11 protein-coding genes are annotated in these 12,554 nt (G+C 31.3%); all 11 read right to left on the bottom strand.

Translation table 11 applies throughout. From position 1 onward, the window contains the following. Positions 1-25: 25 nt before the first annotated feature. Complete coding sequence (locus tag CLJU_RS16765) at positions 26-739, bottom strand: WecB/TagA/CpsF family glycosyltransferase (RefSeq protein ID WP_013240029.1); 714 nt, start codon at positions 737-739, stop codon at positions 26-28. Between the two features lies 1 nt (position 740). Continuing rightward, positions 741-1,394: a sugar transferase gene (locus CLJU_RS16770; protein ID WP_013240030.1), complete on the bottom strand. Its 654-nt coding sequence runs from the start codon at positions 1,392-1,394 to the stop codon at positions 741-743. Positions 1,395-1,499: 105 nt separating this feature from the next. Next, the gene (locus tag CLJU_RS16775) at positions 1,500-2,507 is read right to left on the bottom strand and encodes an acyltransferase (RefSeq protein ID WP_013240031.1); all 1,008 of its coding nucleotides are present in this window, start codon (positions 2,505-2,507) and stop codon (positions 1,500-1,502) included. Between the two features lie 25 nt (positions 2,508-2,532). After that, positions 2,533-4,083 (bottom strand): murein biosynthesis integral membrane protein MurJ, encoded by a 1,551-nt coding sequence (murJ, locus tag CLJU_RS16780; protein ID WP_013240032.1) that lies wholly within the window; start codon positions 4,081-4,083, stop codon positions 2,533-2,535. Positions 4,084-4,097: 14 nt separating this feature from the next. Then, entirely contained in the window at positions 4,098-5,201 is a 1,104-nt protein-coding gene (locus CLJU_RS16785) for a glycosyltransferase (RefSeq protein ID WP_013240033.1), read from the bottom strand. 395 nt (positions 5,202-5,596) lie between these two features. After that, entirely contained in the window at positions 5,597-6,856 is a 1,260-nt protein-coding gene (locus tag CLJU_RS16790; protein WP_013240034.1) for an O-antigen ligase family protein, read from the bottom strand. A 34-nt stretch (positions 6,857-6,890) separates the two neighbouring features. After that, the gene (gene wecB / locus CLJU_RS16795; protein WP_013240035.1) at positions 6,891-7,943 is read right to left on the bottom strand and encodes a non-hydrolyzing UDP-N-acetylglucosamine 2-epimerase; all 1,053 of its coding nucleotides are present in this window, start codon (positions 7,941-7,943) and stop codon (positions 6,891-6,893) included. Between the two features lie 20 nt (positions 7,944-7,963). Beyond that, positions 7,964-8,713, bottom strand: coding sequence for an acyltransferase (locus tag CLJU_RS16800; protein ID WP_013240036.1), 750 nt, complete (start codon positions 8,711-8,713; stop codon positions 7,964-7,966). Between the two features lie 68 nt (positions 8,714-8,781). Further along, positions 8,782-9,885, bottom strand: coding sequence for a Gfo/Idh/MocA family protein (locus CLJU_RS16805; RefSeq protein WP_013240037.1), 1,104 nt, complete (start codon positions 9,883-9,885; stop codon positions 8,782-8,784). Between the two features lie 29 nt (positions 9,886-9,914). Next, on the bottom strand, positions 9,915-11,231 hold the full coding sequence (locus CLJU_RS16810) for a nucleotide sugar dehydrogenase (RefSeq protein ID WP_013240038.1): 1,317 nt from the start codon (positions 11,229-11,231) through the stop codon (positions 9,915-9,917). An 81-nt stretch (positions 11,232-11,312) separates the two neighbouring features. Then, the gene (locus CLJU_RS16815; RefSeq protein WP_013240039.1) at positions 11,313-12,518 is read right to left on the bottom strand and encodes a sugar ABC transporter substrate-binding protein; all 1,206 of its coding nucleotides are present in this window, start codon (positions 12,516-12,518) and stop codon (positions 11,313-11,315) included. Positions 12,519-12,554: the final 36 nt, after the last annotated feature.

The raw sequence follows: 12,554 nt of genomic DNA on the forward strand, positions 1-12,554 counted from the left end.
AATATAAGTTTTCATAATTTAACATTTACTTTTTATTATATTCTGCAACCTTTAATAAAAACTTGGGTATAGAAGAAAGTCTCTTTATTCTATAAGGTTCCTTGCAAACTCTGTACAACCATTCAAGTCCTAGTTCTATCATCCATTTTGGAGCCCTTTTAATTTTTCCCGCCAAAACATCAAAGCTTCCTCCTACACCCATATACACCCTACATGGAAGTATGTCCATATTCCTTGCTATAAATATATCCTGTTTGGGAGCACCCATAGCTACAAAAAGTGCATAAGCATTGCTTTTCTTTATATCGCACACTATATCTTCGCAATGTTCTAGATCAAAATATCCATTATGACTTCCGGCTATGTTAATCTTAGGATACTTCCGTTTTAGATTTTCTTTGCATCCTTCAAGTATTTCCTGCTTAGCCCCTAAAAGATATATAGGTTTATTTTCCCTACTACATTTTTTTATTACTTCTTCCATTATTTCTATACCTGCTATTTTTTCTTTTATAGGCACTTTCACTATTTTAGAAGCCAAAAGTGTTCCAATTCCATCTGGAATTATTACACTTCGACTTGCCGTAAAACTAGTCAATAGTAAATTATCTTTTAGTCCATTATAGAGTACTTCTGGATTACCAGAAACTATGTTTACTTTAGAAAACTTCTCTATATACTCCATAAGCTCCATCTTACTTCCATTAAACACATTATATTTTAACAATCTTGTAAACATATTAAAATGCACCTTCACTTTTAAATACAGATGAGACTGTCCTTAGTAAGATTTTTATATCCATCCACAGCGAAAACTTTTTTATATACATTAAATCATAATATACGGTCTTTCCAAGCTCTATTTCTCCTCTTCCGCTTACTTGTGCCAATCCCGTTATTCCTGGTGTTACAAGTAATCTTTGTTTATACGAATCAGGATAAAATTTAACTACATCTGGTATTTCAGGTCTTGGTCCAACCAAGCTCATATTTCCAATAAATACATTAAAAAGTTGTGGAATTTCATCCAAACTTGTTTTTCTTAAAAAAGCTCCTGATCTAGTCACTCTATTATCATTCTTACTTTGAAATACAAAATTTTGCAAATCACCGGGATCAATGTCTAATTCTCTCTTTTTTTCCGCATTTACTACCATAGTTCTAAATTTATATATGGTAAAATTCTTTCCATTCTTACCCACTCTAACCTGTTTGAAAATAGCAGGGCCCTTCGAATCCAATTTAATCCATATAGCCAATATTACAAATACTATGCTAAGTATAATTATTCCTACAAGAGATAATATAAAATCAGCTATTCTCTTGAGAAATAATTGAAAGGATTTACTTTTTATATCTTTATCCACATCTATTTTTATATCTTCTGTCTGCATAATTTTATGATCTGTAAATTTAAACCTACAAATCAGTTACTTCACCTGCCTTATTATATTTTTACTTATTATATCATATTGCATATACTTTATCCGGCTATCTCTTTATAAAAGTTTTTTTATCTCGTTGAGTGCTATGGATCCTATCAATGTAACTGCAAAAGCCTTTACACCAAAGCTTAAATTATCCACATGCACATATCTTCCTATATAATATTGAGTATACAAATATAGTATACCTGCCTGGGATAAATAAATATCATAAGAAGTATTTGATATATATCTTATAATTTTCATAAACAATCCTTTCTTCCATTCAAAACTGAATATGAAAATCACAAAAAATGTAGAATAAAAAATTACTGAGGGACGCTGAAAAGTCGTAATGTAGTCTATACTTTTACCGTACTGATTTCCCGTTATAAAACTATACAGCAGTGTAAAAATTGAAAGTAAAAACATAACACACACTATAGGTCTAATTTTCTTTAATTTCTGGGATATATTATCTAGATTTTTTCCCATATATCCTCCTAATGAGAAATAAAAGATCCAGTAAAATAAATTTTTTTTATTCCAAAACCACTGATCTGGAGTCACTACTTTAAAGTAATAGGTATATATAATAAAAAATGATGTCATTAAAAAACTAAGTAATAGCCACCACTTTTTTTCCATAAATTTGTATATGAAAGGAAATATTATGTAAAGCTCAATAATTAAAGGTACAAAATAAAAGTGATAAAATACATTTCCATATACTATATTGTTTAAATCAGTATGTATGTTAAAGTCCTTAGTTATAATGACTATATATAGTAAGCACCACACTATATACTGTGGTACTACTTTTAAAAATCTTCTAATTATGAATTTAAAATAACCGCATCCTTCTTTATAACTTATAGTGAGTCCCATTCCAGAAATAATTATAAATGCAGGAACAGAAAACCTTGAAAACTGATTCAATATAAAGTTAGCATTGTAAGTCGTAGAATAAGGTGTGCTCCTATACAGTATAGTTGCAGAAACATGTAATACTATTACTGCAACTATAGCAAGTGCTCTTATTACATCCATCTCCAAAACACGTCTTTTTGTAATGTCTGCCACCTTCCTTGTACAAAATATTTAATATCTACCTTGCAATTTTATTCTTAAGTCCATTTATTAGGTTCCTATACTCTTCTAATCCAGTAAAATACAAACATATAAAGTAAACTACACTGCCAAATACAAAAGATATGAAAATCGAAATCATACTTTGCTGCATAATAGATGAAATCTTATTCATACAGAAATTATTTATAACATATATAACTATTCCCATAATAGCAGAAGAACAAACTATTTTAGCAAAACTTAAAACAAGTTTTCTAATATTCATTCCTTCTAACTTTTTATTCAAGTTCCACATCATAAGTAAGGTAGTAATAACTGCAGAGATAGTTGTAGCTAAAGCAAGCCCTGAAACCTTCATATATTTTATTATAATTATATTTATAATTATATTTATAATTATGCCCACAAAACTGTTTGACATAGGGGTTTTTGCATCTTTAACAGAATAAAATGCTTTATTTAAAATATCCCTTACTCCATAGGCAATCATCGCAGGGCAGTAAAATAATAAGGCACTGGAAGTTAAATTTGCAGCTTGTGCTGTAAATGCCCCTCTCCTAAAAATTAAATTTATAAGTGGGTCTCTTAAAATTCCTATAGCCACTGATGCAGGTATCATTATTATCATTATGGTATTTATAGCACTTATAAGGGATTTCTTATACTTCACAACATCCTTTTTAACTGCTAGTTCAGATAAAGTAGGATATACAATCATAGCTATACCTATGGCAAAAACTTCATAAGCCAAGGTACTTACTTTATTTGAATAGTCCAAGACTGTAACTGCTCCAAAATATATATTATTTGCAAAACACCTATTTACAAACAAATTTAATTGAACTACTGAGGTACTTATAACTATAGGTATCATTAGCTTAAACATCTGATGTACATCACTATTTTTAAAGTCCAATATAAATTTATATCTATACTTAAGTTTCCTATACCTTGGCAAATTTATTACAAATTGAGCGAAAAATCCTATTACTGTAGCTACTGCAAATCCCTTTATACCATACCTGGAAGTTAAGAACACTAAATACACTATATAAACTAAGTTAGACACAAATGCCATAGCAGCAGGTTCATAAAACCTTTTATGGGACTGAAGTACTCCTGTAACCACACTCCCTAAAGTTACAAATATAAGTGATAAAAACATTATCCTTATTATTTCAACAGACTGAGCAAATATTACACTGTTGGAAGTAAAACCATGTCCAAAAACATATATTATCTGCTTTGAAAATATTATGAGTACAGCTGTGAGAACTATTGTAAAAAGGGACGCTATGTTTATTACATTGTTTACAAATTTATTTCTCTCACTTATAGTGCTATTTTCGATATGTTCCGAATTAAGCGGTATAAAAGTAGTAGTAAGTCCGTAACTTATAGTAGTTAAAAGGTATACCATACCCAATGCAAAATTATATATATCTGTAACATAGGTAGCTCCAAATTTTGCAGCTATAAGGGAATCCCTTACAAGTGCCAAAACTTTTCCGCCAATTATAAAAAGCATTACTATAATGGAACTTTTTATTAATTTCTTTTCTGCCATATTCTTCACTCCAACTATTTTTCTGAAAGTATTTTAGTATAAGCATTATAATATTTTGTGCAAAAGCTATCTATGGAAAATTTGTCAACTACAGCATCATATAATTTTTCTCCTTTTAGGTATATCTCATTTCTTTCCTCATAAATTTCTCTCATTTTTTTGTATATGTCTTCTACAGAATTAGGATTTATTAATGAAATTAAATTATCACCTAAAACTTTCCCTATGTCTCCTACATCTGGCGCTATGAAATATTTTTTCACTGCTGCACTTTCAAGCAAAGTCATAGGAGGTGCTCCACCTTCACTAAAGGAAGTTAAAATTCCTACTTCACCTGCGTTTGCAAAATCCAGTGCATTGGGTTTATATCCTGTAAATATTACTCTATTCTCTAAATGAAGCTGTGCTACTTTTTGTCTCAGCGTCTCTTCCATAGGCCCATCTCCAACTATCATAAGCTTTGCATCTTTAATTTGCTTTTTCAACATATTAAATGCTTCTATGAGAGATAACTGATTTTTTATAGGATGGCATCTTGCTACATTTACATATACAAAATCATTTTCTAATATATTGTATCTTGCTCGTATACTTTCTCTACTTTCCTTTATAACTCTACTATTAAAATCCATTCCGCTATTTACTACAAATTTCTCTCCTATAAATTTCTGATTACCCAAAAGGCTTTTTATATAATCCGATACACATATATATTGTTTAAAGCTGCCTAACCCTAGTGCACTAAGTGGAGTGAAAAACAGGTATTTAATCCTATTATTTAAAAAATCTCTTCTATAATCACTATGTACTGTGGCTACTGTAGGAACATCTATTTTATTTTTCAAAAAATAGTGCATAAAAAATGCTTTTGCCCCATGAAAGTTTACAAGATCAATATGATTTTCTCTTACATAATCTATTAAGTATCTATCATAGGTGACAGCTCTTTTAAACTTTACTGTATCTATATTCATACTTTTACTTTTATCATAAAGGCCTCCGCCACCTATTGTACCTATAATTGACTGAAATTTATCCTTTGAATAAAAACTCAAATTCAACACATAATTTCCACCGCCGCCTACATCGTTTCCTGATATAACCTGTAGCACCTTCATATCTTTCACCTCCACTTCAAATAACTCCTAAGTGAAAAATTCACTTATACTCCGGATATTTTTACAATCTTCAGCTCATTAAATATTTTGATAAGTCTAAGTATTTAAAAGAGCTTCATTATTGTAAAAACATCCTTTAGTATACAGTAATTTTCAACTTAGTAATTTTACATAATACATGTAAAATAAATTTGAATCATGCTTAGGAATATCTGACAAAATTGAAATCACATTTAAAAACTTTTTTGGTAAGTCTTAGCTCGCATTTTAGAAAATCTTAGAAGCTTATATATGTTTGAGGTACGAGTTCATATAAGCTTCTTTAGATTTTCAAAATACGAGCTTTAGACTTACTAAAAGTTTTTATAGTGATGAAATTTGTCAGTATATTCCCTTTAACTCAAAAACATGCCTTCATTTTTCTTTTCCCTGTACATCATTCCTTGAGATACTGCTAAGAGTATCCAGAAGTAAGTTGTAGTCTTTGGTACAAAGAATAAGTTGTCAACTAAATTCATAACGTAAAAAGCTACCATAGAAGCTAAAAATCCTATGTAAAAATGCTTATAAAATTTATTTTTTGTTGTATCTACAAAAGATTTAACTTTAATTAAAGAAGATAAAAGCAATGCCACAAAGGATACTCCACCTATAATTCCAAGTTCTGTCTCCATTTTTAAATAAGAATTATGGCAGGGCCACTTACTGTAACCATAAAATTTATACTGAGGATATATATTCGTATATTTATCATACAAGCTAACGTAATTCCCATTTCCAACCCCAAATAAAGGATAGTCTTTTATCATCTTTTGTGCAATTTTCCAAAGGTATATTCTAGATTGATTTTGAACCGGGTCATTTATAGCCATTATTCGTTCTCTTATTTCCGGTATAAATAAAGATGCCCCTGCAATTACACAAAGAGGTAGTATAAACTTAAGACTATACATAATCACTAATATAACCATTCCTATTGCCACTCCAACAATAGCATTTCTAGAACCTGTAAATGTTAGATTCAAAAGCATCAAAACTGCCAGCAAGGAATAAAATAACTTTCTTTCCCTTTTCTTTTCATATATAGCTAGCATGATCATTGGAAATATGGCTAATATCAAGAAAGCTGCCAAATTATTAGGATTATCCATAGTAGCAGTTATCTTAAACTTTGTATATCCATAATTTTTGAATTTATCACTAAGTCCAAATCCTGTAAAATTTTGATATATGCCATAGATACATATTATGATATTGGTGCATATATAAGAACCTAAAATTCCATTTAAAAGTTCTTTTCTATTCCATTCATATTTGATCATAAAAAACAATATAATATAGGATATAAATCTAAAGCTTTCACTAAGTGCAAGTTTTTTGTCTGCCGCATAACTTACTGAAACTAACATCATAAGTGCCAGTATGCTCATAAAAACAGTAAGGTAGTTAGTAATGAAATCCCTTATTCCAGAAAAAAACCTAATTCTACATTCTTTTGATGTAAGAAGTTTTACAAAGTATCCAAACAAAATAAGTGCTAGTATACAATCTGCAGGAGGAATATTTATTCTTCCTAGTGCCATCTTATTCGGCAAAAGAGGAAGCAGTACTATATAAGCACAGATCAATACGTACAAAAATCTATCTAAAAACAAAACCTCACCTCCATATCAAATATTTCCAGATAAATTATTTATCTAATATTTCTAGTATTTTTCCAGAAGCGTTTCCATCTCCAAATATATCTTTTTGATCCTTATTAGGTACAAAATTCACTATGCTATCCAATATCTTTTCCTTGTCAGTTCCAACTACTACGTTCCAGCCATTTTTTACGGTTTCTACCCATTCAGTTTCATCTCTCATAGTTATACAAGGTTTTTTCATGAAAAAGGCTTCTTTTTGTACTCCACCGCTGTCTGTTACTATCTTCTCAGAATTCATTTCAAGATTTATCATCTCTAGATATCCCACAGGTTCTATAACCTTTATATTTTCATTAAATTTAAGTCCATAATCTGTCATATATTTTTTAGTTCTAGGATGAAGGGGAAGTATCACTGCTTTATTACATTCATTTAAAGCTTCAACTATATTTTTTAATCTATCTATGTGATTTGTATTCTCAGCTCTATGTATAGTAGTTAGTATATACTCCTTACCCTGAAGCCCAATTTCTTTTATAATCTGATTCTTGTTTTCTGCTAACTTTTTAAAATTAAGTACTGCATCAAACATTACATCTCCTACATTATAAACGCCTTTTGTAATTCCCTCCTTTTTTAAATTTTCCACTGCCGATTCTGTGGGAACAAACAAAAGATTAGATAAATGATCTGTAAGAACTCTATTTTGCTCTTCGGGCATATCCCTGTTAAAACTTCTAAGTCCTGCCTCAACGTGAGCTACAGGAATTAAAAGCTTACTTGCACACAATGCTCCAGCAAGAGTTGAATTTGTATCTCCATATACAAGTACAAAATCTGGCTTTTCCTTTTCATATATCTCTTCTAATTTTATAAGCATCATTCCAGTCTGTCTTCCGTGACTTCCAGAACCCACTTCCAAATTGTAATCTGGTTTTGGTATATTGAGTTCATCAAAAAATACCTTTGACATATTTTCATCATAATGCTGACCCGTATGAACCAATATTTCTGTATGGTGTTTTCTTATTACATTTGATACTGCAGCAGCCTTTATGAATTGAGGCCTTGCCCCTACAACTGTTAATACCTTCATGTTTTTCCTCCCTGCAAAGTTTACTGTTGATTTTTAAGAAGTTGATCTTCTGGAACTTTTCTAAATTGTTTAGCAGGATTACCTGCTACTATAATTTCCTTTTCCACATCCTTTGTAACAACACTGCCTGCTGCTACAAATCCATCTTCATTTATTATCTTACCTGGAAGTATAGTAGCTTGAGCTCCAATTCTTCCACCCTTCTTTACTGTAACACCTTTGAAATGTTTGTATCTTTCCTTAGATCTTGCCGCAAAGTTATCATTTGAAGTTACAACTCCAGGTGCAATAAACACATTGTCTTCTACTTCTGAGTAAGCTGTAATATATACATTTGTTTCAATTTTACAGTTAGAACCTATTTTAGAGAAGTTCTCTATAGCAGCTCCTCTACCTATTATTGTTTTACTTCCTATAGTTACGTTTTCTCTGACTGTAGCCAAATCTGCAATAAGTGTATTTTCACCTATAACACAACCGCAGTATACTATAACTCCTGCTCCAATAAGACATCCATCCTTTATTAGAGCTGGATCAAATTTTTTCTCATCTTTAAATATACTATTTACTGATCTCATAGGCTCTTTACCTACTACGCTATTGTCATCTATCCTTACATTAGCTCCAATTTTACTTCCCTTATGTATAACTACATTATGACCTATCATGCAGTTATCTCCTATTGTAACATCGTCTTCAATAACTACAAATTTTCCTATACTTACATTATTGCCAACTTTTGAAGTATCCGATATATAATTTTCAGACATATATATTCTCCTTTTCCTGCATATTTAATAATTGAGAATGAAAGGCCTCCATTCTCAATTATTAACTGCTACCTATTTATTTTTTTCACTCCAACCATATCCATAGTTGAGAAATCTCCCATAGGGAATTTTACAGGCATACCTGTAAGTCTTGACTTATAAGCCGCCAAAATTATAGACATTCCCTTTTTGCCTTCTTCTCCATCTATAAGTGGCTTTCTATTATTATTTATTGCATCTATCATATCTTTGAAAAGAGGTATATGTCCAAAACCATATACAGTATCAGGATCTCCCTCTTGTGATTTTAATATTTTATCATCTAAATCCTTGTGATCTTCAAAATTCCAGGTTTCTATCTTATTTACTGCAAGTCCACCTATGCATACTGTTCCCTTTTCTCCAAAGACACTTAAAGTTTCTTCTAAGTTTTTAGGATAAACACAAGCAGTACCTTCAACTATACCTATAGCTCCATTTTTAAATCTTATAACAATAGCTCCAAAATCTTCAGCTTCTATATCTCTTAAGAAAGTATCACACTGAGCATAAACAGTGTCTATCTCTCCTCCCATCATCCACTGAAGTAAGTCTATATTATGTATACATTGATTCATCAATGTTCCACCGTCCAGCTTCCAAGTTCCTCTCCAAGGTGCCTGATGATAATATCCCATATTTCTATTCCATAGTATTCTAGCTGTACCATTTACAAGTCTGCCAAATCTATTTTCCTCCACAGCAGATCTAAGCTGCTGCACTGGTTTATTAAATCTATTTTGATGGCTTACGCACAATTTTACATTGTTCTTTTTAGAACATTCTATCATATCATCTGCATCTTTTATTGAAAGTGCCATAGGTTTTTCACATATTACATGCTTTTTGTCGTTCATGCAGTACATTGCTATTTCAGGATGATATCCACTTTCAGTAGCTATAGTAACTACATCTATATCCTGCTCTTCAAGCATTTTCTTATAATCAGTATAAACTGCTACTTTAGCATCTCCAACTTTTTCTATGTACTCATTTTTCCTTTGCTCTGCTTTTTCTTCTACCAAATCACAAACTGCTACTAAAACAGCTTCATCTTTATTAGCTGCTAGAGCTTCTACATGTTTGTAAGAAATTCTTCCACATCCTAAGATGGCAAATTTCAATTTACTCATAAAAACACCTCTTAAAAAGTAATATTTGTTTATAGTTTATGAATTTTTTCTCTGTTATTTTTTACATCTTTAGTAGCATTTCTTGTATCGTAAACAATTTTAGCTCTTTCTGCTATAGCCTCATAATCATAAGGGCTGTGATCTGTAGTTATAATTACTATATCGGATTCATCTATTACATCTTCCCATTTTACTGTGTGATATACTTTTCCATTACGTTTAAATTCAGGAATAAATGGATCACTTACAATTACCTCTGCTCCATTTTTCTCCAAGTGATCTATTACTTTAAGGGCTGGTGACTCTCTTAAATCATCTATATCCCTCTTATAAGCTACTCCAAGAAGAAGTACTTTTGCACCATTCATAGCTTTTTTATGTCCATTTAAAAGCTTCATAGCATTATCAACTACGAATTCTGGCATAAAATCATTTATTTCTCCAGAAGTCTCTATTAATTTTGTATGATAATCATATTCTTTTGCTTTCCATGAAAGATAAAATGGATCAAGAGGTATACAATGTCCTCCAAGTCCTGGTCCTGGATAAAAAGCCATAAAGCCATAAGGTTTTGTTTTGGCTGCATCTATTACTTCCCATACGTCTATTCCCATTCTTTCACAAAGTACAGCCATTTCATTGGCAAGACCTATGTTTATATTTCTGAAAGTATTTTCAAGTATCTTCTCCATTTCTGCTACTGCAGGACAGGATACAGTATATATTTCACTTTCCAATATGTTTCTATATAATGTAGCTGCCACTTCTGTACATTCAGGAGTACATCCTCCTACTACCTTTGGGGTATTTTTTGTCTTATACTGTTTATTACCTGGATCTACCCTTTCTGGTGAAAATGCAAGGAAAAAGTCTTTTCCACATTTAAGCCCGCCTTCTTCTAGTATAGGCTTTAACACTTCTTCTGTAGTTCCTGGATAAGTAGTACTCTCAAGTACTATGAGCATTCCTCTATGCAAATATTTTGCAACACTTTTAGTGGAACTAACTACATATGATATATCTGGCTGTTTATATAAATCTAATGGAGTAGGCACACATATAGAAACTGCATCTACATCTTTTACAAAACTAAAATCTGTAGTAGCTTTAAGTCTTCCTTCCTTAACCAATTTCTCTAAATCTGAATCCACTATATCACCAATATAGTTATGTCCTTCATTTACGGATTCAACTTTTTTATCCTGAACATCAAATCCAATAACTTCATATCCTGCTTTAGCTTTTTCTACTGCAAGTGGAAGTCCTACATATCCTAATCCTACTACTCCTAACTTAGCTTTCCTATCCTCTAATTTTTGAATTAATTCATCTCTCAACTGCGACATCTTTTTACCTCCTAGTTTAGCATCATTTCTACTTTTTTCATTATAATACAACCCAATTTCTTTGTCATCTTCATATACATACTATTGCTTTTCTTTTACAATAAAATCAAGTATATCCTTTTCTATTTTTTGTCCACACTCCTTTGGAGTTATCTTTCTGGAAGTAAGCTCTGTCATTACCTTGTTTGCATTTTGAAGAGCCTGAACCTCAGATACATTTGGCAGTATTTGCCCATACTCAGACTGCTGTACAAAAGTTCTTTCCTTAGGGTCATTTTTCACTTCTTTTATGTTGTAATCCACTTTATACGGAGGAATTCTTCCTGTTATTTTAAAAAGTGGAGTACTAGAATGATTAATGAGATATTTCATAAGACTCCAATCCTCTTTTTGATGCTGGGACTTAGAACTTACATAACCTACTTGTGCCGTTACAAAGGATGTCATCTGTTTACCATTGTATTTTGGGAAAGGTACTACAGAATAATTAAGTCCTGATGCATCTAGCTCTTGAAGATCCCAAGATCCACTTACATAGAAACTTGTTTTTCCATTTTTAAAATTGTTTCTTGCAGTTATACTATCTATATTTTCGGGCATCAACTTATACTTCTGCACCATATCCTGAATCATGGTATATCCTTTAATTGCAGCTTCATTATTAAGTCCTATATCTTTTACGTTGTAATCACCATTTTCCTTTTTAAATATATAAGCACCGTTTGCTTGAAGAATTGGGAAACTTAAATAAAAGTTATTTATATCATACTGAAATCCCTGTTTTTCTCCCATTGAAATCAGCTCTTCCAGTGTATTAGGTACCTTTTTAACTTTATCCTTATTATAATAAAGTCCATAGGTTTCCACAGATATAGGTATTCCATACATCTTATTCTTAAAAGATACAGTTTCAAGTGCCGATGGTATATATTTATTTTTATCTATAATGTTATCTGGAACCTGTGCTAGTAATTTTTCATTATGAAGTTTTTCCATCCTGTCATGTGATACTCCAAATTCTATATCTGGTTCCATATTACGTAAGGATGCTTCAATATAAGCCCTGTTGTCTCCTTTATCTGAATGAATTATCACCTTGTATCCCGAGGTTTTGGACCACTGATCTGCTAAAGTCCTAAGTTCTGCTATTTCAGGATCTGTAAGATGTGACCAAATTACTATTTCCTTGTCATTTTTACCTGTACCTGCAGTATCTGCTGTGGTGCATCCAGTTAAAAAAAGTGCAAATACCAAAACCACAGATATAAGTTTATAAAATCTCTTCATTAGAACTTTCTTCTCCTTTTCACCGCATTAATTAGC

The sequence above is a fragment of the Clostridium ljungdahlii DSM 13528 genome, assembly GCF_000143685.1.
Taxonomy (GTDB): domain Bacteria; phylum Bacillota; class Clostridia; order Clostridiales; family Clostridiaceae; genus Clostridium_B; species Clostridium_B ljungdahlii.

What these genes read in the sequence shown, in the direction of transcription:
- CLJU_RS16765 (WP_013240029.1), bottom strand. Translation starts at nt 739, where the DNA reads ATGTTTACAAGATTGTTAAAATATAATGTGTTTAATGGAAGTAAGATG.
- CLJU_RS16770 (WP_013240030.1), bottom strand. Translation starts at nt 1,394, where the DNA reads ATGCAGACAGAAGATATAAAAATAGATGTGGATAAAGATATAAAAAGT.
- murJ (WP_013240032.1), bottom strand. Translation starts at nt 4,083, where the DNA reads ATGGCAGAAAAGAAATTAATAAAAAGTTCCATTATAGTAATGCTTTTT.
- CLJU_RS16785 (WP_013240033.1), bottom strand. Translation starts at nt 5,201, where the DNA reads ATGAAGGTGCTACAGGTTATATCAGGAAACGATGTAGGCGGCGGTGGA.
- wecB (WP_013240035.1), bottom strand. Translation starts at nt 7,943, where the DNA reads ATGAAGGTATTAACAGTTGTAGGGGCAAGGCCTCAATTCATAAAGGCT.
- CLJU_RS16800 (WP_013240036.1), bottom strand. Translation starts at nt 8,713, where the DNA reads ATGTCTGAAAATTATATATCGGATACTTCAAAAGTTGGCAATAATGTA.
- CLJU_RS16805 (WP_013240037.1), bottom strand. Translation starts at nt 9,885, where the DNA reads ATGAGTAAATTGAAATTTGCCATCTTAGGATGTGGAAGAATTTCTTAC.
- CLJU_RS16810 (WP_013240038.1), bottom strand. Translation starts at nt 11,231, where the DNA reads ATGTCGCAGTTGAGAGATGAATTAATTCAAAAATTAGAGGATAGGAAA.
- CLJU_RS16815 (WP_013240039.1), bottom strand. Translation starts at nt 12,518, where the DNA reads ATGAAGAGATTTTATAAACTTATATCTGTGGTTTTGGTATTTGCACTT.